Origin of the sequence: Mesorhizobium sp. M7A.F.Ca.US.006.01.1.1 (assembly GCF_003997935.1) — a bacterium.
Classification (GTDB): domain Bacteria; phylum Pseudomonadota; class Alphaproteobacteria; order Rhizobiales; family Rhizobiaceae; genus Mesorhizobium.
In genome coordinates this window covers 1-26,933 of record NZ_RZQL01000077.1, presented here as the reverse complement: position 1 = coordinate 26,933, position 26,933 = coordinate 1, and the positions used below count along the sequence as shown (strand labels likewise).

General features: G+C 62.2%; 34 protein-coding genes. 12 read left to right on the top strand and 22 right to left on the bottom strand.

Annotation, left to right across the window (positions count from 1 at the left end; translation table 11 throughout):
* Window positions 1–40 precede the first annotated feature (40 nt).
* From EN943_RS15565 to EN943_RS15555, 3 genes are all read right to left on the bottom strand, one after another.
* Window positions 41–700 carry a glutathione S-transferase family protein gene (locus EN943_RS15565; RefSeq protein WP_127413288.1) on the bottom strand — a complete coding sequence of 220 codons (660 nt, stop codon included), beginning with the start codon at window positions 698–700 and terminating at the stop codon, window positions 41–43.
* Between the two features lie 6 nt (window positions 701–706).
* Window positions 707–889, bottom strand: a complete 183-nt coding sequence (locus EN943_RS15560) for a hypothetical protein (RefSeq protein WP_127413286.1) — start codon at window positions 887–889, stop codon at window positions 707–709.
* A 144-nt stretch (window positions 890–1,033) separates the two neighbouring features.
* The gene (locus EN943_RS15555) at window positions 1,034–2,245 is read right to left on the bottom strand and encodes an NADP-dependent isocitrate dehydrogenase (protein ID WP_127413285.1); all 1,212 of its coding nucleotides are present in this window, start codon (window positions 2,243–2,245) and stop codon (window positions 1,034–1,036) included.
* A gap of 215 nt (window positions 2,246–2,460) precedes the next feature.
* On the opposite strand from EN943_RS15555, the gene EN943_RS15550 reads away from it, so the two are divergent.
* Window positions 2,461–3,375 carry an RNA methyltransferase gene (locus tag EN943_RS15550; protein ID WP_127413283.1) on the top strand — a complete coding sequence of 305 codons (915 nt, stop codon included), beginning with the start codon at window positions 2,461–2,463 and terminating at the stop codon, window positions 3,373–3,375.
* Window positions 3,368–4,156, top strand: coding sequence for a glutamate racemase (gene murI, locus EN943_RS15545; RefSeq protein ID WP_027036988.1), 789 nt, complete (start codon window positions 3,368–3,370; stop codon window positions 4,154–4,156). Before EN943_RS15550 ends, murI begins: the two co-directional genes overlap by 8 nt.
* Before the next feature lie 23 nt (window positions 4,157–4,179).
* On the opposite strand, the gene EN943_RS15540 is transcribed toward murI, so the two are convergent.
* Window positions 4,180–5,559: an RNB domain-containing ribonuclease gene (locus tag EN943_RS15540; protein WP_127413282.1), complete on the bottom strand. Its 1,380-nt coding sequence runs from the start codon at window positions 5,557–5,559 to the stop codon at window positions 4,180–4,182.
* A 153-nt stretch (window positions 5,560–5,712) separates the two neighbouring features.
* On the opposite strand from EN943_RS15540, the gene EN943_RS15535 reads away from it, so the two are divergent.
* The gene (locus tag EN943_RS15535; RefSeq protein WP_023810328.1) at window positions 5,713–5,901 is read left to right on the top strand and encodes a DUF3008 family protein; all 189 of its coding nucleotides are present in this window, start codon (window positions 5,713–5,715) and stop codon (window positions 5,899–5,901) included.
* 111 nt (window positions 5,902–6,012) lie between these two features.
* Here EN943_RS15535 and EN943_RS15530 read toward each other — a convergent pair whose 3' ends face one another.
* Entirely contained in the window at window positions 6,013–6,222 is a 210-nt protein-coding gene (locus tag EN943_RS15530; protein ID WP_127293487.1) for a hypothetical protein, read from the bottom strand.
* Between the two features lie 376 nt (window positions 6,223–6,598).
* Here EN943_RS15530 and rpsD point away from each other — a divergent pair, with 376 nt between their 5' ends.
* The 4 genes from rpsD (at window position 6,599) to EN943_RS15510 (ending at window position 9,504) form a co-directional block, all read left to right on the top strand.
* Window positions 6,599–7,216, top strand: a complete 618-nt coding sequence (gene rpsD, locus EN943_RS15525; protein ID WP_023759539.1) for a 30S ribosomal protein S4 — start codon at window positions 6,599–6,601, stop codon at window positions 7,214–7,216.
* 125 nt (window positions 7,217–7,341) lie between these two features.
* Window positions 7,342–8,217: a tRNA 2-thiocytidine(32) synthetase TtcA gene (gene ttcA / locus EN943_RS15520; RefSeq protein WP_206522762.1), complete on the top strand. Its 876-nt coding sequence runs from the start codon at window positions 7,342–7,344 to the stop codon at window positions 8,215–8,217.
* Window positions 8,207–9,034 (top strand): inositol monophosphatase family protein, encoded by an 828-nt coding sequence (locus EN943_RS15515; RefSeq protein ID WP_127413278.1) that lies wholly within the window; start codon window positions 8,207–8,209, stop codon window positions 9,032–9,034. The genes ttcA and EN943_RS15515 overlap by 11 nt, the downstream gene beginning before the upstream one ends.
* Before the next feature lie 62 nt (window positions 9,035–9,096).
* A complete protein-coding gene (locus EN943_RS15510; protein ID WP_127413291.1) occupies window positions 9,097–9,504 on the top strand; it encodes a hypothetical protein in 408 nt (135 codons plus the stop codon).
* Here EN943_RS15510 and EN943_RS15505 read toward each other — a convergent pair.
* The 6 genes from EN943_RS15505 to EN943_RS15480 form a co-directional block, all read right to left on the bottom strand.
* Window positions 9,501–10,724 (bottom strand): multidrug effflux MFS transporter, encoded by a 1,224-nt coding sequence (locus tag EN943_RS15505; protein WP_164778209.1) that lies wholly within the window; start codon window positions 10,722–10,724, stop codon window positions 9,501–9,503. The genes EN943_RS15510 and EN943_RS15505 overlap by 4 nt on opposite strands.
* A 209-nt stretch (window positions 10,725–10,933) precedes the next feature.
* Complete coding sequence (grxD, locus tag EN943_RS15500; protein ID WP_006332883.1) at window positions 10,934–11,269, bottom strand: Grx4 family monothiol glutaredoxin; 336 nt, start codon at window positions 11,267–11,269, stop codon at window positions 10,934–10,936.
* Window positions 11,270–11,410: 141 nt separating this feature from the next.
* Window positions 11,411–11,644 carry a BolA family transcriptional regulator gene (locus EN943_RS15495; RefSeq protein WP_127413275.1) on the bottom strand — a complete coding sequence of 78 codons (234 nt, stop codon included), beginning with the start codon at window positions 11,642–11,644 and terminating at the stop codon, window positions 11,411–11,413.
* Window positions 11,645–11,777: 133 nt separating this feature from the next.
* Window positions 11,778–12,299, bottom strand: a complete 522-nt coding sequence (locus EN943_RS15490) for a hypothetical protein (RefSeq protein ID WP_127413274.1) — start codon at window positions 12,297–12,299, stop codon at window positions 11,778–11,780.
* Window positions 12,300–12,345: 46 nt separating this feature from the next.
* The gene (purL, locus tag EN943_RS15485; RefSeq protein ID WP_127413272.1) at window positions 12,346–14,577 is read right to left on the bottom strand and encodes a phosphoribosylformylglycinamidine synthase subunit PurL; all 2,232 of its coding nucleotides are present in this window, start codon (window positions 14,575–14,577) and stop codon (window positions 12,346–12,348) included.
* Between the two features lie 119 nt (window positions 14,578–14,696).
* A complete protein-coding gene (locus EN943_RS15480; RefSeq protein WP_127413270.1) occupies window positions 14,697–16,106 on the bottom strand; it encodes a PLP-dependent aminotransferase family protein in 1,410 nt (469 codons plus the stop codon).
* Window positions 16,107–16,199: 93 nt separating this feature from the next.
* Between EN943_RS15480 and EN943_RS15475 the strand changes: the two genes are divergently transcribed.
* Complete coding sequence (locus EN943_RS15475) at window positions 16,200–16,451, top strand: DUF1127 domain-containing protein (protein WP_127413269.1); 252 nt, start codon at window positions 16,200–16,202, stop codon at window positions 16,449–16,451.
* Between the two features lie 3 nt (window positions 16,452–16,454).
* Here EN943_RS15475 and EN943_RS15470 read toward each other — a convergent pair whose 3' ends face one another.
* The 6 genes from EN943_RS15470 to purC all read right to left on the bottom strand — a co-directional run bounded on the left by EN943_RS15470 (window position 16,455) and on the right by purC (window position 20,004).
* Window positions 16,455–17,096, bottom strand: coding sequence for a Pr6Pr family membrane protein (locus tag EN943_RS15470; RefSeq protein WP_127413267.1), 642 nt, complete (start codon window positions 17,094–17,096; stop codon window positions 16,455–16,457).
* A 3-nt stretch (window positions 17,097–17,099) separates the two neighbouring features.
* Complete coding sequence (locus EN943_RS15465) at window positions 17,100–17,507, bottom strand: hypothetical protein (protein WP_023810339.1); 408 nt, start codon at window positions 17,505–17,507, stop codon at window positions 17,100–17,102.
* Window positions 17,504–18,169 (bottom strand): glutathione S-transferase family protein, encoded by a 666-nt coding sequence (locus EN943_RS15460; RefSeq protein ID WP_127413266.1) that lies wholly within the window; start codon window positions 18,167–18,169, stop codon window positions 17,504–17,506. The genes EN943_RS15465 and EN943_RS15460 overlap by 4 nt, the downstream gene beginning before the upstream one ends.
* 84 nt (window positions 18,170–18,253) lie before the next feature.
* Window positions 18,254–18,922: a phosphoribosylformylglycinamidine synthase subunit PurQ gene (gene purQ, locus EN943_RS15455; RefSeq protein WP_023810341.1), complete on the bottom strand. Its 669-nt coding sequence runs from the start codon at window positions 18,920–18,922 to the stop codon at window positions 18,254–18,256.
* Window position 18,923: 1 nt separating this feature from the next.
* Entirely contained in the window at window positions 18,924–19,166 is a 243-nt protein-coding gene (gene purS, locus EN943_RS15450; protein ID WP_027162361.1) for a phosphoribosylformylglycinamidine synthase subunit PurS, read from the bottom strand.
* 43 nt (window positions 19,167–19,209) lie between these two features.
* Entirely contained in the window at window positions 19,210–20,004 is a 795-nt protein-coding gene (purC, locus tag EN943_RS15445) for a phosphoribosylaminoimidazolesuccinocarboxamide synthase (protein ID WP_013532127.1), read from the bottom strand.
* A gap of 274 nt (window positions 20,005–20,278) precedes the next feature.
* On the opposite strand from purC, the gene EN943_RS15440 reads away from it, so the two are divergent.
* The gene (locus EN943_RS15440) at window positions 20,279–20,599 is read left to right on the top strand and encodes a DUF1476 domain-containing protein (protein ID WP_127258312.1); all 321 of its coding nucleotides are present in this window, start codon (window positions 20,279–20,281) and stop codon (window positions 20,597–20,599) included.
* A gap of 127 nt (window positions 20,600–20,726) precedes the next feature.
* Window positions 20,727–21,500 carry an HpcH/HpaI aldolase/citrate lyase family protein gene (locus EN943_RS15435; protein ID WP_027036971.1) on the top strand — a complete coding sequence of 258 codons (774 nt, stop codon included), beginning with the start codon at window positions 20,727–20,729 and terminating at the stop codon, window positions 21,498–21,500.
* A 7-nt stretch (window positions 21,501–21,507) separates the two neighbouring features.
* Here EN943_RS15435 and EN943_RS15430 read toward each other — a convergent pair whose 3' ends face one another.
* Window positions 21,508–22,062 (bottom strand): alpha/beta hydrolase, encoded by a 555-nt coding sequence (locus EN943_RS15430; RefSeq protein WP_127413289.1) that lies wholly within the window; start codon window positions 22,060–22,062, stop codon window positions 21,508–21,510.
* Window positions 22,063–22,311: 249 nt separating this feature from the next.
* Here EN943_RS15430 and EN943_RS15425 point away from each other — a divergent pair, with 249 nt between their 5' ends.
* Window positions 22,312–23,124, top strand: coding sequence for a VOC family protein (locus EN943_RS15425; RefSeq protein ID WP_127413264.1), 813 nt, complete (start codon window positions 22,312–22,314; stop codon window positions 23,122–23,124).
* A 193-nt stretch (window positions 23,125–23,317) separates the two neighbouring features.
* Here EN943_RS15425 and purB read toward each other — a convergent pair whose 3' ends face one another.
* From purB to EN943_RS15410, 3 genes are all read right to left on the bottom strand, one after another.
* Complete coding sequence (purB, locus tag EN943_RS15420; protein WP_127413262.1) at window positions 23,318–24,625, bottom strand: adenylosuccinate lyase; 1,308 nt, start codon at window positions 24,623–24,625, stop codon at window positions 23,318–23,320.
* A 59-nt stretch (window positions 24,626–24,684) separates the two neighbouring features.
* The gene (locus tag EN943_RS15415) at window positions 24,685–25,098 is read right to left on the bottom strand and encodes a hypothetical protein (protein WP_127413261.1); all 414 of its coding nucleotides are present in this window, start codon (window positions 25,096–25,098) and stop codon (window positions 24,685–24,687) included.
* A 107-nt stretch (window positions 25,099–25,205) separates the two neighbouring features.
* A complete protein-coding gene (locus EN943_RS15410; protein WP_127413259.1) occupies window positions 25,206–25,931 on the bottom strand; it encodes a DUF2259 domain-containing protein in 726 nt (241 codons plus the stop codon).
* A gap of 128 nt (window positions 25,932–26,059) precedes the next feature.
* Here EN943_RS15410 and EN943_RS15405 point away from each other — a divergent pair, with 128 nt between their 5' ends.
* Window positions 26,060–26,314 (top strand): DUF2171 domain-containing protein, encoded by a 255-nt coding sequence (locus EN943_RS15405; protein ID WP_127413257.1) that lies wholly within the window; start codon window positions 26,060–26,062, stop codon window positions 26,312–26,314.
* 14 nt (window positions 26,315–26,328) lie between these two features.
* On the opposite strand, the gene EN943_RS15400 is transcribed toward EN943_RS15405, so the two are convergent.
* Window positions 26,329–26,933: P1 family peptidase (locus tag EN943_RS15400; RefSeq protein WP_206522760.1), on the bottom strand; the 605-nt coding region annotated here is incomplete at its 5' end.

The following is a 26,933-nucleotide window of genomic DNA, read 5'->3' as shown; positions in this document are numbered from 1 at the left end:
GGCAGGACAGAGGGGGGCGCTGTCCCGCGGACGTCTCTTATCAGCCGACTTTTTCAGTTCGCACGAAGCTCGGCCGAGCCGCAATGCGCGCATACCAGTCCCGGATATCAGGGAACTCGGCCAGCAGCTTTTGCCCCTCGCTGACCTTGACGAAATAGGCAATGATCGGAGCGGCATGCAGATCGGCCAGCGTCAATTGCTCGCCAACCAGCCATGGTCCTTGGGCCTTCAGGGAGGTCAGTACTTTCAGCACGGTCTCTGCCTGAGCAAAGCCGCCGGCGATCAATTCCTCATCCGGCTCAGCCTTTTCCAGCCGCTCCACCGCGACATCCCAGACCATCGCGCGGTAGCCATAGGCGTCGAGCATGCCGATCATCTGGTTCATCCGCGCCCGGTCGCGAGACTCCGTTGGCTGAAGGCTCGGCCCGTCGAATGCCTCGTCGACATATCTGGCAATTGCGCTCGTCTCGAACAGCCGAAACCCGTCATGCTCGAAGGCCGGGATGCGGCCGAACGGATGATGCTCGAAATACCAGGCGGGAACGCCCTCGGCGGCAAAGACATCGACCGGCACAAGCTCGTAGTCGATGCCTTTTTCCGCAAGTGCGAGGCGGACGATGCGTACATAAACGCTGTAGTCCGCGCCGTAGACGATGGGCTTGCCCGGCGATGTGGTGTTGAATCTATGACCGCTGCGGATAACGATCTACTCTTTTATCTTTGCAACGGGCCTGCCATCATCCCCGATGACGAGCGTGATCTTGCCTCCAAGGTTCGTCGGCGCGGGAGCGACATTTGCAGCTTGTCCCTCATACTTCGGCATGGAATCCAAAAGCTCCTTGCCCTTGGCAGTCTTAAGCCGTTCTTGCTGATCGAACCACACGGCCATTTACATCCACCTGTTTGGCTTAGATTTTAGTCATGCCCATCCGTGGATGACAAGCTCACCGCTCCATACGCCTCAAGTTTTTATCTTTAGTTTGATGCTGCCGCGTACCCAGATCTAGATCAAAGTAAGCCTGGGCGACATGCTTTATGCCATCGCCTTCTGCAAATTCTCGTCGATCTTGTCGAGGAAACCGGTGGTCGACAGCCAGGGCTGGTCGGGGCCGATCAGCAGAGACAGGTCCTTGGTCATGAAGCCTGACTCGACCGTCTGGATGCAGACCTTTTCCAGCGTCTCGGCAAAGCGCTTCAGCTCGGCATTGTCGTCGAGCTTGGCGCGATGCGTGAGGCCACGCGTCCAGGCGAAGATCGAGGCGATCGAGTTGGTCGAGGTTTCCTCGCCCTTTTGATGCTGGCGATAATGGCGGGTGACGGTGCCATGCGCGGCTTCGGCTTCCACGGTCTTGCCGTCCGGCGTCATCAGCACCGATGTCATCAGGCCGAGCGAGCCGAAACCTTGCGCGACCGTGTCGGACTGCACGTCGCCATCATAGTTCTTGCAGGCCCAGACATAGCCGCCCGACCATTTCAGGGCGGAGGCCACCATGTCGTCGATCAGGCGGTGCTCGTACCACAGCTTCTTCGACTTGAATTCGGCCTCGAACTCGGCCTCGTAGACCTCCTGGAAGATGTCCTTGAAGCGGCCGTCATAGGCCTTGAGGATGGTGTTCTTGGTCGACAGATAGACCGGATAGTTGCGCAGCAGGCCATAGTTCAGCGAGGCGCGGGCGAATTCACGGATCGAATCGTCGAGATTGTACATGGCCATGGCGACACCGGCGCCGGGCGCGTCGTAGACGTCGTGCTCGATCACCTGGCCGTCTTCACCGACGAACTTGATGGTCAGCTTGCCCTTGCCGGGGAAGCGGAAATCGGTGGCGCGGTACTGGTCGCCGAAGGCATGGCGGCCGACGATGATCGGCTTGGTCCAGCCGGGCACCAGGCGCGGCACGTTCTTCATGATGATCGGCTCGCGGAAGATGGTGCCGCCGAGGATGTTGCGAATGGTGCCGTTCGGCGACTTCCACATCTTCTTCAGCTTGAACTCCTCGACGCGCTGTTCGTCGGGGGTGATCGTCGCGCATTTCACGCCGACGCCGTGTTTCTTGATGGCGTTGGCCGAATCGATGGTCACCTGGTCGTTGGTGGCGTCGCGGTGCTCGATGCCGAGGTCGTAATATTCAAGCTTGAGGTCGAGATAAGGGTGGATCAGCTTGTCCTTGATGAACTGCCAGATGATGCGGGTCATCTCGTCGCCGTCGAGTTCGACGACCGGGTTCGCCACCTTGATCTTCGCCATGAAAGAATGCCTCGTTGCTGGGATATGGGACGGCCTTGCCCGCGTGGCGTTGGGCCGGGAGATGTCGCCCGTATATCAAAGCGCTTTTGGCCACGCAAACGGCGATCGGTCACGAATTGGAGGCCAGAGCCGTCGTCATTTGCGAATGCTTCATTTTCCCGGCCGAATATGGCAGGGGACGCTGAAATGCCGCAAACAGCAGTTCATTGACAATCATGCCCATCATCAAAGATCCCGATAGCATTGCAGTCGCCGGCCCGGCGATCATCCTCGTCGAGCCTCAGCTTGGCGAGAACATCGGCATGGTCGCGCGCGCCATGGCCAATTTCGGGCTGTCGGAGCTGCGCCTGGTCAACCCGCGTGATGGTTGGCCAAGCGAGAAGGCACGCGCGGCGGCCAGCCGCGCCGATCATGTCATCGACGCTGTCACCGTCTTCGACGATCTGGCCTCGGCGCTCGCCGACCTGAACTTCGTCTTCGCCACCACGGCCAGGCAGCGCGACGGCTTCAAATCCGTGCGCGGGCCGGTGGAAGCGGGCAGGCTGCTGCGGGCGCGCCACGTGATGGGCCAGCGCACCGGTATCCTGTTCGGACGCGAACGCTTCGGCCTTTACAATGACGAAGTCGGTCTTGCCGACGAGATCGTCACTTTCCCGGTCGATCCCGATTTCTCCTCGCTCAACATCGCCCAGGCAGCACTTCTGATGTCCTACGAATGGATGAAGTCCGGCCTGGAAGACGAGACCAAGACCAATTTTTCCGGCCCGGACATGAAACCGGCAAGCAAGGAAGAATTGCACGGCCTGTTCGCCTATCTCGAAGGCGCACTGGAAGCGCGCGGCTATTTCCGGCCGGCACCGAAGAAGCCGAAAATGATCGACAATCTGCGTGCGGTGCTGACGCGCGCCGGTTTTGCCGAACCGGAGCTCAAGGTGCTGCGCGGCATCATCTCGTCGCTCGACAGGTTTTCGCCGGCGATGCCGCGCGGCGACGGTTCCCCTGGCGATGATCCACGGCGCTTGCCCGCAGCCGCCGCGCGTGCCCGCAAGGCGGAAGCGGCACGCCTTGCCGACACCGGCAAGGACGATGACATACCGCCGCTTGGCGGCAAGGGCACCGACAATGACTGAGCGGCCGATCCTGATGTTCGATTCGGGCATCGGCGGGCTTACCGTGCTGCGCGAGGCGCGCGTGCTGATGCCCGACCGCCGCTTTGTCTATGTCGCCGACGATGCCGCTTTCCCCTATGGCGCCTGGGAGGAGCCGGCCCTTAACGCCCATATCCTTGGCCTGTTCGGCATGCTGCTGGAGAAATTCCGGCCCGAGATTTCGGTCATTCCCTGCAACACGGCGTCGACGCTGGTGATTGACGCGCTGCGCCAGAAATTCCCCGGTCATCCCTTTGTCGGCACGGTGCCGGCGATCAAGCCGGCGGCGGAACGCACCCGCTCCGGGCTCGTCTCGGTGCTGGCAACGCCCGGCACGGTCAAGCGTCAATACACGCGCGACCTGATCAGCAAATGGGCGCAGAAATGCCACGTGCGGCTGGTCGGCTCGGACAGGCTGGCGCCGCTGGCCGAGATCTACATGCGCCAGGGGTTCGTTGACGAGGAGATCGTGCGCGAGGAGATCGCGCCATGCTTTGTCGAGAAGGACGGCGCCCGCACCGACATCGTGGTGCTCGGCTGCACCCATTATCCGTTCCTGGCCAATCGCATGCGCAAGACCGCGCCCTGGCCAGTCGACTGGATCGACCCGGCCGAAGCGATCGCCCGCCGCGCCATGTCGCTGCTGGCGCCGGTCGATGGACCACTGCCGATGGGCGAGCCAGACATCGCCGTCTTCACCTCCGGCAAGGTGGACTTCGCTACCAGCCGGCTGATGCAGGGCTTTGGACTGGTCGTGCGCTAGGCCGTGACCGGAACGTCTGCCGTTCAGGCAGGTTCGAATACGATGCTGCGTTGATCCGGATCGGCCGAGACCAACCTTAGCGTCAGGCCATCACCCTGTTCGAGCCCGTCGGCCTTCAAATTGGCCACGACAGGCATATCGGCAAGCTGGACGCGTACGCCATGGTTGACGTCGGTCACGACGGCCTTGAACGTCTCTCCCTCACGTCCCCTGAGCATGACCGCCTCGGCAAGGTCGATGGCCGCATGGTTGATCTGCGACGCGCGGCTATCTGCACGTCCCATCACCTTCGGCAATCCAGTGAATGCATCGGTGACGGCCTGCGGCACGGGCTGGCCGTTGGCGATAGCCAGCGCGCAGCGCACGACGTAGCGATCGGCCAGTCGCCTGAGCGGCGCGGTTGCATGAGCATAGGTCGCAGCCATCGCCTCATGCCAGGGGACAACCCCTTCTTTGTAGGGTTGGTAAGATGCGCCAGGGCTTGCATGGCGGATTTCCAGCATCAGCGCCGCCTGTTGCGGATCGGCCGGGTCAAGGGTCCGCTGATAGTCGCGCAAGCTGGTGGAGGTCGGCCAAGACAGTCGCAGAGCCTGTGCCGCGTTGCGCAGTCTTTGCACCTTGAACGCATCTGGCTCCGACATCACACGGAACAACCCGGTATGATGCGCAAGCATGGCGTCGGCAATCGCCATGTTGGCAGCCAGCGAAAGCGCGGCGTTGTCTTGCTCGGATTGCAGCAGCGGTCTGAACGAAAGCCGGAATGTGCCATCGGCCAGCCTTTCCACCTCCTGCTCGGGCGGGTCGACGCGGGACGCGCCACGACCCTTTTCGTTCATAGCCATGCGCCGCGCCATTTCGGCGAAGTCGGCCGGGACATCGGAGGCCCGTACGCTGTCGTAGGCAAGCTTGGCGCGGCTTTGAATGATTGCCCGCTCCGCGCCGTCCAATTTCACCAGACCGTCCCCGGCGACCCGAACGGTGAAGATGACCGCTGGACGCGGTCCATCCGGCAACAGGCTCGCCGCATCTTCGGCAAGTGCCGGCGGGTAGAGACCGGCCTTGCCGTCCGGCAAGTAAAGCGTCTCGCCCCGCGTCCAGGCCTCGAGATCGATCGCGTCGCCGTCCTCGACGAACCAGGCTACGTCGGCAATGGCATAATGCAGCAGAAGATCGCTGCCGCTCGCCTCGATTGAGAACGCCTGATCAAGATCGGTGGAAGCAGCCGGATCGAGCGTGACGAAGGGCATCGCCGTTCGATCGGCGTGCTGGCTGGGCACACGTTTGGCCGCCGCCTCCGCGGCCGCCATTACGGCTGCCGGAAATCCATCCGGCACGCGGAATTCGGTTCGGATTTTAGCCAGGCCGGTGGAGAGCGCTTGGGAGGGATCGGTCAGTGATTTCATGCCGCCGTCCTACACTGGCGCCCCGGACACGGGAAGGTCGCCAACGAAAATCGCCAAAAACCGATCGCCTGATGGTTAGCACCAAGCTGAGCCGCCGGCCACGGAACTACCGTGGAAGCGCGGCGTTTCTCCTGACAGCAAAGGAGAAGCACGATGCCAGCCACTTCGAAAGCCCAGCAGAAAGCCGCCGGCGCTGCCCTGTCGGCCAAGCGCGGCGAAACGAAGAAGAGCGAACTCCAGGGCGCTTCCAAGGGAATGTACGAATCGATGAGTGAAAAGCAGCTCGAGGAATTCGCCGAGACGAAGCGCAAGGGCCTGCCGGAGAAGAAGTCGAAAGACTAAAGCGGTTCGCCGTTTAACGGAAACGCCGAAGAACACGAACCGGAATCAAAAAGCCCGCGGCCAAAACCGCGGGCTTTGAAATGATGTCGGCCGCCTGAGACCGGTAGGAGCCTACCAGCGCCCGCTGCAGCGCTTGATCTTGTAGCGGATGACCTTCTTGTGGCCGTGCCGCCAGATAACCTTCTTCTTGATCACGATGCGGCAAGCCTGGTGATGCCGGTGCCCTTGCCAATGCCTGGCCTCCGCCGGCTCCGGTGTCATGACCGCCATGGATCCCGCCAACACAGCGGCCCCTGTCAGGGTAAGGAAGAATTTCTTCATGCGAATGTAGCTCCTCTGCTCCGGTCCCTTCCTGATGCCGCTGGCGCAACCTCCCGCCACATCCGGCACTGTACTCAACCCAGAGACGCTATATCGTCGCCACGGCCTACGCCAGCCACAAGCTTGACACCGGTTAAATCTCCGTTTAATCAGCGCACCAACACCGGGCCGCAATGCCCGGTGGTTTTCTTTATGTGCGCAAGATGCGTGGAAATCCAATTCTACTATCTTGTTTGAACTGACGTGTCCCGTGGGTTTTCCGCCGCGTTGCGTGGGAAAACCCTGTCAGGTCTCGAAAACGGAGGCCAGAGGAGGGCGCGTTTCCTTCACCCGGACCATGAGGTTCCGGGTGTGTTTGTTTTGAAAAGGGAATGCGATGAGCAAGCGCGAATCCGCGAAGTACAAGATCGACCGCCGTCTCGGCGAAAACATCTGGGGCCGCCCGAAGTCCCCGGTCAACAAGCGTGAATACGGTCCCGGCCAGCATGGCCAGCGCCGCAAGGGCAAGCTTTCCGATTTCGGCCTGCAGCTGCGCGCCAAGCAGAAGCTGAAGGGTCACTATGGCGACGTTTCGGAAAAGCAGTTCCGCAAGGTCTATGAAGAGGCTGACCGCCGCAAGGGCGACACCTCGGAGAACCTGATCGGCCTGCTCGAATCGCGTCTCGACGCGGTCGTCTACCGCGCCAAGTTCGTGCCGACCATTTTCGCCGCCCGTCAGTTCGTCAACCACGGCCACGTCAACGTCAACGGCAAGCGGGTCAACATCGGCTCGTACCGCTGCAAGCCGGGCGATGTCGTCGAAGTGCGCGAAAAGTCCAAGCAGCTGGTCATCGTTCTGGAAGCGGTCGGTCTCGCCGAGCGCGACGTGCCGGACTACATCGAAGCCGATCACAACAAGATGGTCGCGACCTTCTCGCGCATCCCCGGTCTGGCGGACGTTCCGTTCGCCGTGCAGATGGAACCGAACCTGGTCGTCGAATTCTATTCGCGCTAAACCAGCGCATTCTGAGACATCCTGCGAAGGCCGCCCGTCGAGGCGGCCTTTTCTTTGTCGGTCATGTCCGCTAATCCGGCGCTCTGGGCCACTGAAAGCGACATGCCATGAACATGCTTCCAGACATCGAAACGCTCGAACCGGTCGCCGACAGCGAAGGCGGCTTCCATCCGCTGTTCGCCGACGTGCCGTCCTCGGTCGAGTTCAACAAATTGCGCAAGCGGCTGTTGCGGCTGACCCGGCAGGCGATCGAGGATTTCTCGATGGTCAAGCCCGGCCAGCGCTGGCTCGTTGCCCTGTCGGGCGGCAAGGATTCCTACGGCCTGCTCGCGGTGCTGCTCGACCTCAAATGGCGCGGGCTGCTGCCGGTCGACTTGCTGGCCTGCAATCTCGACCAGGGCCAGCCGAATTTCCCCAAACATATCCTGCCGGACTATCTCGACAGATACGCCATCCCGCATCGCATCGAATATCAGGACACCTATTCCGTCGTCACCGACAAGCTGCCTGCGGGCAGCACCTATTGCTCGCTCTGTTCGCGTCTCAGGCGGGGCCATCTCTACGGCATTGCGCGCGAGGAGGGGTGCTCGGCGCTGGTGCTCGGCCACCATCGCGAGGACATTCTCGAAACCTTCTTCATGAACCTCTTCCATGGCGGCCGTCTCGCCGCCATGCCGCCAAAGCTGCTCAACGATGACGGCGACGTCATGGTGTTGCGGCCGCTGAGCTACTGCGCCGAGGCCGATCTGGAAAAATTCGCTGCCGCCATGCAATTCCCGATCATTCCCTGCGACCTCTGCGGCAGCCAGGAAGGTCTTCAGCGCAATGCCATGAAGACGATGCTCGAGGACCTGGAAAAGCGCATGCCGGGCCGCAAGGATACGATGCTGCGCGCGCTGTCGAACAGCAGGCCATCGCATCTGCTCGACAGAAAACTGTTCGATTTCGCGGCGCTCAATGAAACCCTCACCACCAGGCAAGACATTTCCGATGACATTTGACGACACCGCGATCGACTGGCTCGCTGGCCTTCTGTCCGACGCCGCAATGGCCGAGATCATGCCGCGCTTTCGCCGGTTGGGCGATGGCGATATCAGGCAGAAGACCTCGGCCGCCGACCTGGTGACCGAAGCCGACGTCAGCGCCGAGCGGCTCATTACCGCCAGGCTGCGCGAGCGTTATCCCTCAGCGATGGTCGTCGGCGAGGAGGCCTGTTCCGACAATCCGGCGCTGTTAAACGGGTTGGGCGATGCCGATCTGGCTTTCGTCATCGACCCGGTCGACGGCACTTTCAACTTCGCCTCCGGCGTGCCTTTGTTCGGCGTCATGCTGGCGGTCGTGGTCAAGGGCGAGACCGTCGCCGGCATCATCCACGATCCCGTCGGCAAGGACTGGCTGATTGGCGCCAGGGGCGCCGGCAGCCATATCCGGCATGCGCATGGCAGCATCGAGAAGGTGCATGTAGCGGCACCCGCGCCGATCTCGGAAATGACCGGCTCCGTCTCCTGGCAATACATGCCCGAGCCGGAGCGGTCGCGGCTGGCGCGCAACCAGACCAAGATCCTGTCGCAGTTCGCCTATCGCTGCGCGGCGCACGAATACCGCCTGCTGGCGAGCGGCCATGCCCACTTCGTCGTCTACAACAAACTGATGCCGTGGGATCATCTGGCCGGCGTTCTGATTCATGCCGAGGCCGGCGGCCATGCGGCGCGCTTCGATGGCAGCGCCTATCTGCCCTCGCATCTCGGCGGCGGCCTGCTTGTCGCGCCAGACCAGGAAAGCTGGCACGAATTGCGTCGCGAGCTCTGGGCGCAATAGGATCAATTCCTGCGGCCAGCGGAAAGAGCTGTATGATCGCGCGCAAATCCGGAGGCTCTCGAATGAAACCTCGGTTCGCATTTGTCGCGGCGGCTCTTGTCGCCGTCTTGTTTGCCAGTTCCCTGGAAGCAAGATCGCAGGAGCGCAGCTGTCGCAGTCCCGATCCCGTCGATACGATAAAGGAGATGTCGGACGCTATCTATGCCTGCTGGAAACCGCCACCAGGAACTGCCGGCATGTCCCTCACGTTGCGGTTCTCGCTTCGCCGCAACGGCACATTGATCGGCAAACCTCGCGCCACATATTCCGATCTGGGAACCGATGCCCAGCGCAGCCGGGCCTTCCTGGCCTCAATCCTCAAGGCGCTCGATGAAGCTCTGCCATTGCCCTTTTCGGACAGCATGGGTGGAGCAATTGCGGGGCGTATGCTTGCCCCTCGGTTCACGGCAGCTCTTGAAGGTCAGTCCTAATGCAAGTCGGTGATGTGCCCTGAAACGGGCGGGTTCTGCGGCTGGAACATCTTGCCGCGCTCTGCGATGAAAATCATCAGCAGCGCCGCGACCGAGACGCTGCAGAAGCCGGCGGCCAGCGGCGTCACCGTGCCGTTGAAGGCCTGGCCGATCAGTGTGCCGAGAATGCCGCCGAGAAACGTCTGCATGAAACCGAGGATCGACGACGCCGTGCCGGCCAGTTGGCCGAGCGGCTCCATGGCCAGCGCGTTGAAGTTCGCGCCGAGCGCACCGAACGGAAGCATGGCGCAGGCAAAGAAGGTGATGAACAGCCAGAGCGGCATCTTCATTTCCAGCGAGACCACCAGCCAGGCAAGGCTGATGACCAGGAACAGCAGCAGCGCGCTTTGCGACAGGCGGCGCATGCCGATGCGGCCGACAAGACGCGAATTCAGAAAGTTGGAGAAGGCGAGCACGCCCGCGACGCCTGCGAAGATGACCGGGAACATCTCGCCGACTTTGAAAATGTCGACATAGATCTGCTGCGCCGAAGCGATGAAGCCGAACATGGCGCCGAAAATGAAGGTGCTGGCGAAGGCATAGCAGATCGCAATGCGGTTGGTGAGAACGATGCGGAACCCGCCGACAATGGAGTTGAGTGTCAGCGGCCGGCGATGTTCGGGATGCAGCGTTTCAGGAAGGCGCAGCAGCGACCAGGCCGAGACGAAGAGCGCACCGACGGCCATGGTGACGAAGATCCAATGCCAGGTCGCAAACAGCATGATGAACTGGCCGATGCCGGGAGCAATGACGGGTATGGCCATGAACACCATGAAGATCAGCGACATCACCTCGGCCATGCGCCGGCCGTCGAACGTATCGCGCACGATCGAGACGGCGATGACGCGGGTCGCGGCTGCACCGATGCCTTGCACGGCCCGGCACAGCAGAAGTGTTTCAAAGGTTGGTGCAATGGCGGCAGCCGCGGCCGCGGCGACGTAGATCACCAGCCCGGCCACCAGCGGCGCGCGACGCCCGAAGCGATCCGAGATCGGCCCGAAGAACAGCTGTCCGCCGCCGAAGCCCAGAATGTAGGCCGTTATGACGTACTGCCGGTGGTTTTCATTTTCGACGCCAAGCGAGGCGCCGATCTGCTGCAGTGCCGGCAGCATGATATCGATGGCCAGCGAGTTCAGCGCCATCAGCGCCGCGCACAGAGCGATGAACTCCCAGCGCGGAATGGGCAGTTTGCTTGCCGATTGCGGCGCTGGTTTTGGCTGGTCCACGGCAAGTCCGATCTTTCAAACGAAAATGCGCCGGCGGGCCGGCGCATTGGCTCGTCCTGGTCCTGGGTTCAGGACATGAAAATTGCCGAGGTGCCCCCGACGCCTTGGTGCATGACCCCGAAAATCAAAATCGCCTTCGGATGGCAACATGCACAAAACAGAAATCAGGCGGCGCCTTTGACGCTGACGCCCTTTTCGACGAGGAATGTCTGCAACTCGCCCGCCTGGAACATCTCGCGGATGATATCGCAGCCGCCGACGAATTCGCCCTTGACGTAGAGCTGAGGGATCGTCGGCCAGTTGGAGTATTCCTTGATGCCCTGGCGCAATTCAGCCGAGTCCAGAACGTTCACGCCTTTGTAGTCGGCGCCGATATAGTCGAGGATCTGGACGACCTGGCCGGAAAATCCGCATTGCGGGAAACCGGGCGTGCCCTTCATGAAAAGGACGACGTCGTTGCCCTTCACTTCATTGTCGATGTAGTCGTTGATACCGCTCATGGAATATCCTTTCCCGCCTGTGGGAGTCAGGCTCGAAACATACCCTTCAAATAAACCCAACGATTGCTCGAAACAAGACGTTAGCCGCGCCGTGGCTGAAATGGCGCAAAGGATGGGCCGTGTTGGGCCAAGCGCTAAGGGTCAGTCCGGAACGCTGGTCTGCAAGGCCAGCGCATGCAGCACGCCGCCCATATTCCCTTTCAGCGCGTCATAGACCATCTGGTGCTGCTGGACGCGGCTTTTCCCCCGAAAGCTCTCGGCCACCACCTCGGCCGCATAGTGGTCGCCGTCGCCGGCGAGATCGCGGATCGTCACCTTGGCGTCCGGAATGCCGTCCTTGATCAGTCTTTCGATGTCGTGGGCATCCATTGCCATGGCAAAATCCTGTTTCGAGCGGCCGGTAGCCGGCCATAAGATGAGAGTCGGGCGAGCCTAAAGCCTTTCCTGTCCGGATTGAAGCCGTTCTGTCCCACCAACGGCAAGACGGCCAGACGGCTTCAGAGAAAGACTAGGCCGGTGGGCTTGCTTCATCCTCGGCAACGTCCTCGCGTGTCGAGAAAGCGCGGCCAAGGCTGAAGGCCAGCACATAGAGCGGCACGTTGAGCACGAGGCTGACAATGGGGAGATAGCTCGTCATTTGCCAAGCTGGCGAGAAGAACCCCTGGCCATAGCCGTCGCAGATGAGTGACGAGCCGTACTCCCACAACGCGCCTACGACCAACGCGCCGGCGAAAAGCTTGATGCAGGTGACGATATGCCTTGCCCGTGCCGGATCCGGCGCAAGGCGGCCCCAAACCACCAGGCACACGATCGGAATTGCATAGAGGAGGTTCTGCAGCGCCAGCATCGGGATGGCGCCGTTGGCCGCGGCAAGGAATTGCACGCGCGTTTCCAGCCGCATACAAATCTCGCTCGAGGTCGTCGACAGCAGGAAAAAGAAGAACGGTCCCAGGAACCAGAAGAAGAACAGCGACGGCCAGAAAACGACTGCAAGCAGCGCCCGGGCAGCCAGTTCCCTATGATTGAGCATGATCTTTTCCGAAAACCGGCTTCCACTTTTCGGGATCATGCTCTGGTCAACTGGCCTGATCCATGAAGCGCGGGAACCAGCCTTCGTGGGCCGCGGAGAGTTCGCTGGCCGGGATTGCCCTGGCGTCGCCAAGCTTCAGCGCGCTGCCGCCTGTGGAGCCGATCCACGGCGCGAAGATGCCAAGCTCGCTCTGCTGCTTGCGAATGGCGTCCCATTCGTCACTATCCGGATCGATCGACAACGTCAGGAGATAACGGCCCTGATCCTCGCCGAACCAGACCGGGATCGGGTCGGTGCCGACAAGCCCGGGAACGGTGGCGCCGATGCCGGACGCCATCGTCATTTCGGCAAGTGCAACGGCGACACCGCCATCGGAAACGTCATGCGCAGCCGTGACGATGCCGGATGCGATGAGAGCGCGCACATGGTCGCCCACGCGCTTTTCGTGATCGAGGTCTACCGGCGGCGGCGGGCCGTCCGTGCGACCGTGGATGTCCCTGAAATAGACCGATTGGCCAAGATGCGTTCCCCAGGACGCCGGCGCGCCGACCAGCAGGATCATCTGGCCCTCGGCCGCAAAGCCGATCCGCACCATCTTCGACCAATCGGCGATCAGCCCGACGCCGCCGATGGTCGGGGTTGGCAGGATGCCCTGGCCGTTGGTCTCGTTGTAGAGCGAGACATTGCCGGAGACGATCGGGAAGCCGAGCGCGCGGCAGGCGTCGCCTATGCCTTTCACCGCGCCGACCAGCTGGCCCATGATCTCGGGCCGTTCCGGGTTGCCGAAATTGAGGTTGTCGGTTGCGGCCAGCGGCAGAGCGCCGGTGGAGGTCAAATTGCGCCAGCATTCGGCCACCGCCTGCTTGCCGCCCTCATAGGGGTCGGCCTCGCAATAGCGCGGCGTCACGTCGGACGAGAAGGCGAGCGCCTTGGTCGCATGGCCTTCGACCCGGACCACACCGGCATCGCCGCCTGGAAGCTGCAGCGAATTGCCCTGGATCAGCGTGTCATACTGTTCCCAGACCCAGCGGCGCGAGGAGAGATCCGGACCGCCGAGCAGCTTCAGCAGCGCGTCTGCCACGCCGGCTTGCGGAACGTCATTGGCGGCCAGCGGCGCCGGCTTCTTCGGCTCGGTCCACGGCCGATCATATTCCGGAGCCTTGTCGCCGAGATCCTTGATCGGCAGGTTGGCGACCTCGTCGCCCTGGTGCAGCACGCGGAAGCGCAGATCGTCGGTGGTCTTGCCGACGATGGCGAAGTCGAGCCCCCATTTGTGGAAGATCGCCTCGGCTTCCTTTTTCTTTTCCGGGCGCAGCACCATCAGCATGCGCTCCTGGCTTTCCGACAGCATCATCTCGTAGGCGCTCATGCGCTCTTCGCGCACCGGCACCTTGTCGAGATCGAGTTCGATGCCGAGGTCGCCCTTGGCGCCCATTTCGACCGCCGAGCAGGTGAGGCCGGCCGCACCCATGTCCTGGATGGCGATGACGGCGCCCGAGGCCATCAGTTCGAGGCTGGCTTCCAGCAGGCACTTTTCGGTGAAGGGATCGCCGACCTGCACTGTCGGGCGCTTCTCATCGATCTTGTCGTCGAATTCGGCCGAAGCCATGGTGGCGCCGCCGACGCCGTCGCGGCCGGTCTTGGCGCCGAGATAGACGACCGGCAGGCCGACGCCCTTGGCTTCGGACAGGAAGATCGCATCGGTCTTGGCAAGGCCTGCGGCAAAAGCGTTGACCAGGATGTTGCCGTTGTAGCGGGCGTCGAAATTGACCTCGCCGCCGACCGTCGGCACGCCGAAGGCGTTGCCATAGCCGCCGACGCCGGAAACCACGCCTGAAACGAGATGCCGGGTCTTGGGATGGTCAGGCGAGCCGAAGCGCAGCGCATTCATCGCCGCGATCGGCCGCGCGCCCATGGTGAAGACGTCGCGCAATATGCCGCCGACGCCGGTCGCCGCACCCTGGTAGGGCTCGATGTAGGACGGGTGATTGTGGCTCTCCATCTTGAAGACGACGCAGTCGCCATCGCCGATGTCGACCACGCCGGCATTCTCGCCCGGCCCCTGGATGACTTGCGGACCGGTGGTCGGCAGCGTGCGCAGCCACTTCTTCGAGGATTTGTAGGAGCAGTGCTCATTCCACATCGCCGAGAAAATGCCGAGTTCGGTGAAGCTCGGCTCGCGCCCGACAAGATCGAGGATGCGCTGATACTCGTCGGGCTTGAGCCCGTGTGAGGCAATGAGCTCGGGGGTGATCGGCACGGAATTGGAAATGGTCATGGGCGGCGATTTTTATCCGGGACGTTGGGATTTTGAGTCCCGTCTTATCGCAAGCCTTGCGGCCGATACACCCATGGATTGACGAAAAACGACGGAAAACCGGACAAAGCCACGCAGCGTCAGGAGAAGCTGTCGTAGCCGGCGCGGCCTTCATCGAGAAGTCGCCGGATCACCGCAACGCCTTCAGCGATATCCCCGCGCTGTCTCGGCTGCGAAACGCCAAAGCGGACGCCATGGAAAACCTGCTCGGAACGGCCGGCCTTGAATTCGTCCTCGTCGTCGATCAGCACGCCGTGCTCAAGGCAGGCGTTCTTGAAGGTGCCGGAAAGCCAGGGGTCGGGGAGGGTCAGCCAGACAAAGGGCACCCTGTCATGCGACTTGAACGCGAAGCCGGCCAAAGTCTCGCGCACGATGGCGATGCGGGCGCCGATTTCGGCGATGCTGCGCTTGCGTATCTCATCCGCCTGACCTGACAGAACCAGCCTTGTATTCACCTCCGCCAGCAGGAAGGGCATGCCGCCGGTCATCATCTTGTGGGCAACACGGATGCGGTGGCGGTAGGCCGGCGGGCAGGAAAGCCAGCCGCCGCGCACGCCGGCTGCGACCGACTTCGACAGGCCGCCGGCGACAATGGTCCGTTCAGGCGCATATTCGGCCAGCAATGGTGTCGGATCATCGGTCAGATTGCCATAGAGGTCGTCCTCGACGAGGACGACGTTGTATTCGCGTGCGACATGGGCGATCGCCTCGCGGCGCGCCGCCGACAGGGTGGCCAGCGTCGGGTTCTGCGCCGTCGGCATCAGGAAGATCATCTTGGGATGCTTCTGCGCGCAGACGCGCTCGAAATCCTGCGGATCGATGCCTTTCTCGTCCGACGCCACCAGCGCGGTGCGCCTGCCGATCAGGCCGGCGCTGCGGGAAATCTGCGAGTAGGTGAGGTGCTCGAATGCAACATAGTCGCCAGGCATTGTGAGCGCCGCGATCGCCGCCATCACCGCAGCATGGGTGCCGAGCGTCGGGACGATGGTGTCGGCATTCGGGCGAAACGAGTTGCGTGCCAGCCAGCGGGCGCCGGCCTCGTACCAGCGGTCGGGAAAATCCCGCGTGTAGCTCGAAATCTCATGCGGATGGTCCTGCGCCGTGCGCGACAGGACACCGGCGACAATGTCGCCCTGGCCGATATCGGGTGCTGCGGTGCTGTCGAAACGCAGCTTGCCTTTAGGCGCATCGATATAGCGTGTGCCTTCGCCGCCGACGTCCGGAGCCGGAAAATCCGGCTTCGCGCGCTGGCCGAGCACATAGGTTCCACGCCCGACTTCGCCGCTCACCAGCCCACGCTCGCGCAGCAATTGATAGGCCCGGCCGACCGTGCCGACGGTGGTGCCGATGTCGTAGGCGAGGTCGCGCTGCGGCGGCAGCTTCGCGCCGGCATCGATCACGCCCCGATCGATGTCCGTCTCGATGGAATCCGCCAGCCGCTGATACAGCGGGCCGGAGCCGGCAGTGAGATCTGGAAGCCAATTTGTCATGGTGACAATTTTCTATATTGCACCGGTACATGAGTCAATACATATCAGTCTCGTGCAAAAAAGGGTACAATTTAGAACGTTGGCAGAAAGAAAATGAATACAATCGCGACAATACGTCATTCGAGCGCTGCATTATCAGGCCAATCGACACGCCCGTCGGTTCAGCGCGGCTTTGTCAGCCGCCTTGTGCGCGTACTGAAGTCGCTGGCAAGATGGGTCGACAACCTGCTGGATCGCCGCCGCAGCCGGCTGGCGCTGCTGGAAATGACCGACGATCAGCTCAAGGATATCGGCGTCACGCGCTGCGATGCCCACCGGGAGGGCATCAGGCCGTTCTGGGACTGAAGGCTAACCGAGTTTTGATGGCCTGGTGCGTGCAATGCCATGGTCCGCAAGGACGGCGACCACGCACAGGACGAGAAAAAGTCCGGTGATGGCCAGCGCCGAGATGGCGACGCTGGTCGCACCATTCTTGGCAACGTCAAGGAAAGGGTAGGGCACCTCGCCGGTAAGCGGCGCCCGCACCAGCGCATAGACCAGATAGGCGATGGGATAGAGCACCCACCAGGACATGTCGCTCCAGCGCGTCCGGCCGTCGGCGCCCGATATCAGCCACCACAGCACGAACAGCGCCGGCGTGACGTAGTGCAGGAGAACGTCGCAGAGCAGGAACAGGCCCTGCGGCTGCCAGAGCCGTGCCAGAACCGTGGCATAGACGATGAACACCAGCGCGATCGAAACCGCCACGCCCGCGCGCATTCGCGGCCCGGCGAAGGCGGGCAACCACGCATAGCCGGAGGGCGACAGCAGCGAGGTATGAACCAGCACCGCGCCGATGTTGGTCAGGATGGTGAAGAAGCTGAAGACGAAAATGATGGAGCCAAGCAGGCTGCGGCCGGCTTCCATCGACGCCGGGATGCTGATGCAGAACTGCAGGACGAGCCCGGCCAGACCGATGACCAGACCCGCGATCTGCAGGAACCGGCCCATGGGCTAGGCCGTCGCGGCGCAGGCCGGATTGCCGGCCTGCCAGCGCGCAATGTCCGAGCCGATGCGGGCGCCGAGCGGATCGTTCATCAGCGGTCCGAAGACGTCGACGCGGCTAGAATTGCCTTGCGCCTGCACGACCAGCAAAGGTTTGCCGCCATAGTGCTTGGCCGGCACCAGCAGGAAACGCGGCGTGCCGCTGAACGAATTCAGCTCATTGGCCATCTGGTACGGTTTGAAGGCCGGGTCCTTGCTGGCGATCCAGCATTTATGGGCAGCGATCGCCACTTGTTCCATGGCCAGCAGCGCCGCGCTTTTGCCCGAGGGAACAGGCGTGCTTTTTGGCGTCGACTGGCAGGATGCCAGCACAAAGCCCGCCGCGGCGACCAGCGCGATCGTCTTCGACTTGATCAAGCTGCACCCATCTCGAGTTCGGACAGAAAAATCTTCAAACCATCGGTCATCTCGCCCCACACCCGCGACAATGCCGGGTGTTGCGAGGCGATCTGCTGGTAGGCGTCGAATTTGGGATAGGCGTCGAGCAGGTCGTGGCGTCCTGTCATGGCGCGGAAATTGTTGAAGATGAACCGCGTCGGCGTCAGCCAGGCATCGGCGAAACTGATGTCGTCGCCGAGTGCGAAGGGCCCTTGCGCCATGCGCGTCTCGATCGCCGCCAGTCCATGATGCAGGCGGGCGGACTGGGCGTCGATCTCGGCATTGTTGCGCTTCGGCACGGAATGAAGCTCGAAAAGCTTCATCATCGGGGTCAGCACATCGAGATCGGTGATGCGGGCGAACATACGCACCAGCGCGCGATCCTTGGAATCAGGCGGCAGCAGCGCCGGTTCCGGAAACCGCTCCTCGAGATATTCGGCGATGACCACCGATTCGACGATCGTCTCGCCCGAGCCGGTGATCAGAACCGGAATCCGGTTCATCCGCGAGATGGCGCGAAACTCTTCCGGGATGGGAAAACCGGGCGGCGGCGCGATGATCTTGAGTGGTACGTCCTTGATGTAGGCCAATGCCCGCACGATCGACGAGTAGGGCGACAACGGCCGCGAATAGAGTTTCATGACCGTCTCTCTCCCCAATGAACCAGACTTGCTCCAAAGAGACAGGAATGTCCGGCTGTTTTCAAGCTGTTCGCTTCGATAACGTCAGGCGGCGATGCCGAGGGCGCTTTCGAACAGCCCGCGGCCGTCGGTACCGCCATGGGCTGCTTCGATCAGGTTTTCCGGGTGCGGCATCAGCCCGAGCACATTGCCTTGGCTGTTGACGATGCCGGCAATGTCGTTGATCGAGCCGTTGGGGTTGGTGCCCTCGGCATAGCGGAACACCACCTGGCCTTCGCCTTCGAGACGGGCAAGCGTGTCGGCGTCGGCGAAATAATTGCCGTCATGATGCGCGACAGGCGAGCGGATGATCTGACCCGGCTGATAGCGGCGCGTGAACATGGTGTTGGCATTGGTGATCTCGAGCTTCACCTGCCGGCAGACGAATTTCAGCGAGGTGTTGCGCATCAAGGCGCCCGGCAAAAGGCCGGCCTCGACCAGGATCTGGAAACCGTTGCAGACGCCGATGACCGTGACGCCCGCGGCCGCTTTTTCGGCCACTGCCCGCATGACCGGCATGCGCGCGGCGATCGCGCCACAGCGCAGATAGTCGCCGAAGGAAAATCCGCCCGGAATGGCGATCAGGTCGACATCGGGGATTTCGGTGTCGGTCTGCCAGACGGTGACCGGCGGCGTTCCCGAAATCTTGGTCAGCGCCGCAATCATGTCGCGGTCGCGGTTGAGGCCAGGCAGAAGGACGACGGCTGCTTTCAATTTAGGCGATCTCCACCGCGTAGTTCTCAATCACCGTATTCGCCAGCAGCTTGTCGCACATGGCCTTGAGGTCCGCTTCGGCCTTGGCCTTGTCGCTTTCCGCCAGCTCGACGTCGAACACCTTGCCCTGCCGCACCGTGCCGACACCGCCGAAGCCCAGGCCGGACAATGCGTGTTCTATCGCCTTGCCCTGCGGGTCGAGCACGCCGTTCTTGAGGGTGACGGTAATGCGGGCCTTGATCACGCTGGACATGCTCCTGTTCTGACTATCGGGGCGCAAACCGCGATCAGTGCGGCTTGCCTTTGAGGCCGTCGGTCGAGGCGACAAGCACCGGGCCGGTCGGGCGTGGCGGCTCGTTCTCGTTCATGATGCCGAGGCGGCGGGCAACTTCCTGGTAGGCCTCGACGAGGCCGCCCATGTCGCGGCGGAAACGATCCTTGTCGAGCTTGTCCTGCGTCGCCACGTCCCACAGGCGGCAGGAGTCCGGCGAAATCTCGTCGGCGACGACGATGCGCATCATGTCGCCTTCGAACAGGCGGCCGCATTCGATCTTGAAGTCGACGAGCTGGATGCCGACGCCCATGAACAGGCCGGAGAGGAAGTCGTTGACGCGGATGGCCAGCGCCATGACGTCGTCGATCTCCTGCGGGCTCGCCCAGCCGAACGCGGTGATGTGCTCTTCCGACACCATCGGGTCGTCGAGCGCGTCGGCCTTGTAATAGAATTCGATGATCGAGCGCGGCAAAACGGTGCCTTCCTCGATGCCGAGCCGCTTGGACAGCGAACCGGCGGCGACATTGCGCACCACCACTTCGAGCGGAATGATCTCGACTTCCTTGATCAGCTGCTCGCGCATGTTGAGCCGGCGGATGAAGTGGGTCGGAATGCCCATGCGGTTCAAATGGTTGAAAATATACTCGGAAATGCGGTTGTTGAGGACGCCCTTGCCGTCGATGACCTCGTGCTTCTTCTTGTTGAACGCGGTTGCATCATCCTTGAAGAACTGGATAAGCGTGCCCGGTTCGGGTCCCTCATAGAGGATTTTGGCCTTGCCTTCATAAATGCGGCGGCGATTTTTCATCTGATTTTTCTCTGGGGTTCCGGACAGGCGGCATCAGACCATTTCCTGTCCGTCTGCCTGAAATAGTGCGGCTACGGTAGGGTTCAATGCCGGGTCTATCCCAATCACATCGTTTGCTCAATCGGCAAATCCTTCCAATCAACCGCTTTCGGGACTGAAATGCCGCAGCGCAGCATGCGATGAAGCGTATTGACCGGCCCGCGACCTTTTGGTTTGTGCTTTGGCAACGCACATATTCACTGCCAACGAATCGAATTTGACCCGGAGGGACGCCATGAGCAGCATGAAAGACCGCGAAGAGGGCTTTGAGCGTAAATTCGCATTCGACGAGGAGCTTCGGTTCAAGGCCTCAGCGCGCCGCAACAAGGCGCTCGGCCTGTGGGCCGCCGAAAAGCTCGGAAAGTCCGGCACTGATGCCGACGCCTATGCCAAGGAAGTGGTTATCTCCGACATCGAAGAGGCCGGCGACCACGACGTGTTCCGCAAGATCCGTGGGGATTTCGATGCGGCCGGCGTCGAGCAGTCGGACCACCAGATCCGCCGCACCATGGACGAACTGATGGCGCAGGCGATCGAGCAGATCAAGAACACCTGATCCGGGCCGTGCGCTGATCCCGCGGCCATACGCTGGACCAATCGACCGCCCGGCCAATCCGGGCGGTTTTTCTTTGCCTTTGCTGCGGTTTCCGGCTGAAACTGCGGTCCTAACAAGGAAAGAGCCCATGTCCCTGAAGTCCCGCCTCGCGGCCGATGAAACGTTGTTCACCGCATGGTCCGGTGTGCCGGATGCCTTGACCGTCGAGATCGTCGCCAAGCAGGGTTTCGATGCCGTCACGCTCGACATGCAGCATGGCGGCCATCACGAAGACAGCGTGCTGCGTGGCCTGGTGCCGGTGCTCGCTACCGGCAAGCCGGCGCTGGTGCGCATTCCCGTTGGCCGTTTCGACATGGCAAGCCGCGCGCTCGATTTCGGCGCCGAAGCGGTCATCGCGCCGATGGTGAACTCGGTTGCCGACGCAAAACTGTTCGCCGCCGCCATGAAATACCCACCGCTCGGCGAGCGCTCCTGGGGCCCGACTTACGCTTTTCCGCGCCACGGCCAAGGCGACCAGGCCGACTGGCTGCGCGACACCAACCAGCGCACCATGGCCTTCGCCATGGTCGAGACGCGTGCGGCCCTCGATGCGCTCGATGGCATTCTCGACACGCCCGGCATCGACGGCATCTTCCTCGGCCCGTCGGATTTCTCGATCGCCTGGAGCAATGGCGCCACGGTCAATTCGACGCTGGAAAGCATGATGGAGACGGTGGCATCGGTTGCCGAGCGCACCCGCAAGGCCGGCAAACATGCGGCGATCTATGTTGTCGAGCCGGCAATTGCCGGCCGTGTCGTGTCGATGGGCTATCGCCTGCTGGCCATGGGCTCCGAGCATTCGCTGATCGGGCTTGGCGCAAAAACGCTGATCAAGAGTGTCCGCGATTCGATCGGGTCCTGAAAGGCGCTCAGGGTTTCAAATCCGTCAGGAATTTGGCGAAGGTCATTGAACCTTCGGGCCATGGACCAAAACCTGAATCCGGATTCAGATGACCGGTCTCGCCGGCATCGATGAACAGCGAGCCCCAGGCGCCGGCGATATCCTCTGCGACTTCGAAAGCGCAGAACGGATCGTTGCGGCTGGCGATCACGATCGATGGAAAGGGCAGCGGCTCGCGCGGGTAGGGGCCGAATGTCATCAGGTGCCTGGGCCTGATCTCGGGATTGGCAACATCGGGCGGTGCCACGAAGAAGGCTCCCGCAACGGGCTTGCGGAACTGCGGAATGGCTTGCACCGCCGCGGCGACGCCGAGCGAGTGCGCGACCAGGACGACCGGCCGCTCGGCCTCGTTGACCGCTCTGGCGACACTCGCCGTCCAGTCCTCGCGCACCGGCTTCGACCACTCCGCCTGTTCGACGCGGCGCGCCGTCGACAGCTTCGACTGCCAGCGGCTCTGCCAATGGTCGGGGCCGGAATTGGTGTAGCCCGGTACGATGAGGATATCTGCTTCCTTGACCTTCATGGCGCTGAGATAGCGAGCGGCATCGCTTCGTGCAACCGGCAGGAACGCCACTTTTGATCACAATAGTGAACACCATGTTCGCTTCTTCGCGTCTTGTGTGAACGATGCCGATGGACGATCTGTGGTCAGGAAAAGAAACAGCCGTGCGCGGGAACCCTGACTGTGGAACTGACACGACGTACAATGATCGGCGGAGTGGGGCTTCTCGCTTTGGGAGCTTCTTCGCAGGCCGGTCGAACGGAGCATTTGATGAGCGAGTTGCCTTTTGCCGCCACCACCCCGGTCAGCGTTGCCCGCGTCGGGCTTAAGGCGCGCGACGCGGAAAGCCTTGCCGCATATTATCGCAGCGTCGTCGGTCTGCAGGAACTGAGCCGCGCCGATGGGGCGATCACGCTGGGCGCCGCCAACCGTCCGTTGCTGGTCATCGAGGCCGATCCTTCGGCCAAGCCGGATGATCCGCGCAGCGCCGGCCTGTTCCACACAGCCTTCCTGCTGCCCAGCCGTGCCGACCTCGGCCGCTGGATCAACCACGCCATATCAAACAAGATCGCCACTGATGGCGCTTCCAACCATCTGGTCAGCGAAGCATTGTACCTGACCGATCCCGAAGGCAACGGTATCGAGATCTACGCCGACCGCCTCCCAAAGGACTGGAAGTGGAATGGCGACAAGATTGCCATGGCGACAGAGCGGCTAAACATCCCGTCCGTCGTCGCCGAGGTGCCCCCAGGCGATGCGGGCTGGCAGGGCGCACCGGAAAACAGCATAGTCGGCCATGTCCACCTGCGCGTCGGCAGGCCGGAAGACGCCGAAGCCTGGTGGAACCAGGAATTCGGCTTCGACACCATGGCCAAATATGGCGGCCAGGCGGTGTTCCTGTCGTCCGGCGGCTATCACCACCACATCGGCGCCAACGCCTGGCAGAGTTCAGGCGCCGGCCGCCGCGATCCGAGCCGGTCGGGCCTTGCCTGGGTCGAAATGCGTTCGGACAATGTGACCAGCGAGACGACCCGTGAGGATCCGTGGGGCACGGTGATCAGGACCGTGCCTGGCAAGGCTTGATTGCCGGTTGGCGAGAGCGTCTTTCTCCCCGTCACTATACGGGGAGAAATGCCCGGCAGGGCAATGAGGGGCAGCGCCAAAGTCGTGAAATTGCCAAAGCGTGAATGGGTGCGATCGTCGCCGAAGTCGGCGCTGCCCCTCATCCGCCTGCCGGCACCTTCTCCCCGTATAGTGACGGGGAGAAGGAAGCCTCTCAGGCTTCGCCGAACACTCGCCTGAAAATCGTGTCGACATGCTTGGTGTGATAGCCTAGGTCGAATTTCTCGCGGATCTCGGCTTCCGGCAGCGCAGCGGTCACTTCCTTGTCGGCCAACAGTTCCTCAAGAAAATCAGCGCCTTGCTCCCACACTCTCATGGCGTTGCGCTGCACCAGCCGGTAGGAGTCTTCACGCGACAGGCCGGCCTGCGTCAGCGCCAGCATGACGCGCTGCGAATGCACGAGACCGCGGAACTTGTTCATGTTCTTCAACATGTTGTCGGGGTAGACGAGCAGCTTGTCGATGACGCCGGTCAGCCGTGACAGCGCGAAATCGAGCGTCACGGTGGCGTCGGGTCCGATCATGCGCTCGACCGAGGAGTGCGAAATGTCGCGCTCGTGCCAGAGCGCCACATTCTCCATCGCCGGCAGCGCCATGGAACGCACCATGCGGGCAAGGCCGGTGAGATTTTCGGTCAGCACCGGGTTGCGCTTGTGCGGCATGGCCGACGAGCCTTTCTGGCCCGGCGAAAAATACTCTTCGGCCTCCAGTACCTCGGTGCGCTGCAAATGCCGGATTTCGATCGACAACCGCTCGACCGACGAGGCGATGACGCCGAGCGTGGCGAAGAACATGGCGTGGCGGTCACGCGGGATCACCTGCGTCGATACCGGCTCGGGCCTCAGGCCGAGCTTTGCAGCCACATGCTCCTCGACATAGGGGTCGATGTTGGCGAAGGTGCCGACCGCGCCCGAAATGGCGCATGTCGCTATATCTTCCCGCGCGTGCACCAACCGCTCGCGGCAGCGCGAGAATTCGGCATAGGCCTGCGCCAGCTTGACGCCGAAGGTGGTCGGCTCGGCATGGATGCCATGGCTGCGGCCGATGGTGACGGTGTCCTTGTGCTCGAAGGCGCGGCGCTTGAGCGCGGCAAGCAGACCATCGATGTCGGCGAGCAGGATGTCGCTGGCGCGGGTAAGCTGCACCGCAAAGCAGGTGTCGAGAACATCGGACGAGGTCATGCCCTGGTGGATGAAGCGGGCGTCCGGTCCGACGAATTCGGCGAGATGGGTCAGGAAGGCGATGACGTCATGCTTGGTGACGCGCTCGATCTCGTCGATCGCCTCGACATCGAATTTCGCCGCACCACCCTTTTCCCAGATGGTTTTGGCCGCTTGCCTGGGGATGACGCCGAGTTCGGCCAGCGCATCGCACGCATAGGCTTCAATCTCGAACCAGATGCGGAACCGGGTTTCGGGTGACCAGATGGCGACCATTTCGGGCCGGGAATAGCGAGGGATCATCTGTCAGTCCTGACGTATCGAGAAGTTTGCCCGCGTCCTAACAGAGCCGGGCAAAATGCTCAACGCTGCCGGCGCGCAAACCAGACGCCCGCGGCAAACAAGGCGAGGAAACCCAGCGGAAAATAGAGCCGGATGCCCAGCACCACGAACTGATAGAGCGCAATCAACGTCGTGAAGACGAACTGGAGGACCCAGGTGCGGGTGAAAGCAGGCGCATGCCACTCGGCGTAGTAGGAGCGGTACTGCAGGGCAAACAGTCCAGCGGTCAGTCCGATCGTCGCAGCAGCGAGGCACACGAACGCCGCCGCGAAGGCGACCTCCCAGCGCCTTCCCTGCGAAACCAGCCGCGCTGCAAACAGGCCAATCGGAAAGGCCAGCGCAGCTCCCGCCGCGAACAGCATGGTGACAATGCGGATTTTCGCCGGTGTCTCCCAGTCGTCCAAAAACAGGGTGACGAGCGCGCTGGCGCCCATCGTCACCGCCCACAACAAGGCGCCGAAAAGCGCTGTGCGCGGCGTCGGTATGGCGCGGCGAAGGCGGCTCGGCGCACGGTCGCACCTGGCGGGTTGAGCAAACGGTGTCACAGCCGGCCGGTCACCGCTATCCAGCGAAAGTCAGGCCCTTCGAAGCCATATTGGCGCACCGCGATCAGCACCGCATAGGCGCTGAGGCTGTCCATGGAAAAGGTCTGCACAGCGCCGATGCGGTAGCCGTTCGGGCAACCCCGGCTTTTCGGTATCGACTTGTCCTCGTGCAGCAGCTTGGTCATGCCGCCATCCTGCGCCTCGATACGCAGCAGCCGAAAGCCGTTGATCTCGCCCTGACTCTCGCAGCCCTCGGTGTTGTTCATGCCGAGCTCATCGAGGCGGAACTCGAGCGGCTGGTCGACCGGAGAGAAGATCGGGCGCGGGTTGACCGCCATCCGGTGCGGATCGGCCGAAAGCTCGGTCACCGGGTTGAAACCCGCGGTAATGCCGCGGTTGGCGCTCAGCTCGGCCTGACTGACAATGGTTTCGCCTTTTTGCCGGGTCTGAAGGCGCGCTGCGTCCAGTTTGGCATTCTCGTCCTCAAGCCGGACCCGGATCGGCGTGCCCTTCAGAAAGCTGTCGGTGCTGGTGTCGATGTAATAGCGGTTGGCATAGGGAAAGCCCGATCCATCCTGCACGCCATATTCCTCGAAAGCGAAGACGCCGCCGTCCTTGGTGAAGCCGAGGATTTCAAGTTCGGCGACATCGCCGGCATGAGCCGCGATCGAGGTCGCAAACTGTGCAAGCAGGCCAACGGCAAACAGAAAGAGCATTCGCATCGGTCTTCACCCCCGTGATCGTCTCAATCCCCTAGCACGACGAAATCAAAACGTCGTGCGGTGCGAAAGCCGATGCATCCAATCGGCCCATCATTTGTTAATGTCGGCAGTCCCAATGGAGAACCACCATGACCGACACCAGCAAAATTCGCGAGCATATGGAAGTCGTCGGCGCCGATGGCGTGCATGTCGGCACCGTCGACAAGGTCGACGGCCAGCGCATCAAGCTGACCAAGGCCGATAGCGGCGAGGGCGCTCACAAGGGCCATCATCATTACATTCCTCTGAGCCTGATTGCCGAGGTCGACGACAAGAAGGTCTGGCTGTCGGCGAATTCCGACGTCGCGGTGACGTTCGAGGAAGAAAAGTCCGACCCGGTCTGATCAACGCCTTCCGCTCATCCCAAGCGTGACGACCAAACCGGAAACAGATCGTTTTCGGCAGGCGTCGCGGCAAACACGCCGCGGCTGATGGCGCGCGCCATGGTGGCGCCGGCCGCTGCATAGAGATCGATTGCCGCATCGGCGGAGAGTTCGATGCCGCTTGCGCCCGTCGCCAGCGCGAACACAAGGTCGCCGTCGGCCGGCGTGTGTGTCGGCCAGATGGCGCGGACGAATCCGTCATGCGCCGATATCGCCAGGCGCTTGGCAGCAGCCTTTGTGAGCACTGCATCGGTGGCAATGACCGCGATGGTGGTGTTGCCGCCGGTCTCCGTCTGCTGGCCAAAATGCTTGTCGCGGTATTTCAAAAGAATCTGCTTCGCCTCGTCCGGCATCGGCGAGGGATAGCCAAGACCGCCGAATTCGTTGCCGATTTCGAACGGTGCCGCCCAGAAATGACGGGTTCGGCCTGTGTTCACCGAGCCGGTCGGGTTGACGGCGGCCAGCGCACCGACGGTGACGCCGCTGTCCAGCAGCGTCGATGCCGAGCCGAGGCCGCCCTTCAGCCCCGAAGTGAGCGCGCCGGTGCCGGCGCCGATCGTACCGAGCTGGAAATCGGCGG